Source organism: Corallococcus sp. CA041A, from assembly GCF_003612075.1.
GTDB lineage: Bacteria > Myxococcota > Myxococcia > Myxococcales > Myxococcaceae > Corallococcus > Corallococcus exiguus.
On sequence record NZ_RAWF01000627.1, the window covers coordinates 1 to 459 of the forward strand.

At 60.6% G+C, this 459-nt stretch carries 1 protein-coding gene; it reads right to left on the reverse strand.

Features of this window, described 5'->3' with window-relative positions:
* Positions 1–184: 184 nt before the first annotated feature.
* Positions 185–459, reverse strand: a 275-nt coding sequence (locus D7V77_RS42525; protein WP_199734011.1) for a hypothetical protein, incomplete at its 5' end; no start/stop codon positions are given.

Genomic DNA, 459 nt, shown 5'->3' on the forward strand with positions numbered 1-459 from the left:
GTTCTTTTCCACCTCTTCCGTGGCGCGGGTATCGAAGCGACGTGCGCGCCAAACGGAGATGCCAAGGGATGCGAGCATGACACGCTCGTGAACGTTGAGGATGTTCATGGAAATAGCCTCTTGAAATGAAAAGCGGCGAGCCAAAGCTCGCCGCATGGGATGTACTGCTTGAAAGGGAACCGGTTTACCGGCCGTCCATCGCGGCACCGATCCAGCCGGATTGCGCTGCAATGAAAGCCGGCACGGAAACGATAGACTCGTCACGGCGGATCGCGTCGCTGATCATCATCGTTGCGCAGTCACCGTCACCGCCCGCTTGCATGCGGTCGGCGTAGACGAGGACGCGATCGATGTTCGCGACCGTGGTTTGACTCGCAACTGCCGTCGCAATCCCGATGCGCGCCGAGGGCTCCTCCGGGATGGAGGCAGTGTCCGGCGCAAACAGAACGCTTGCCACAG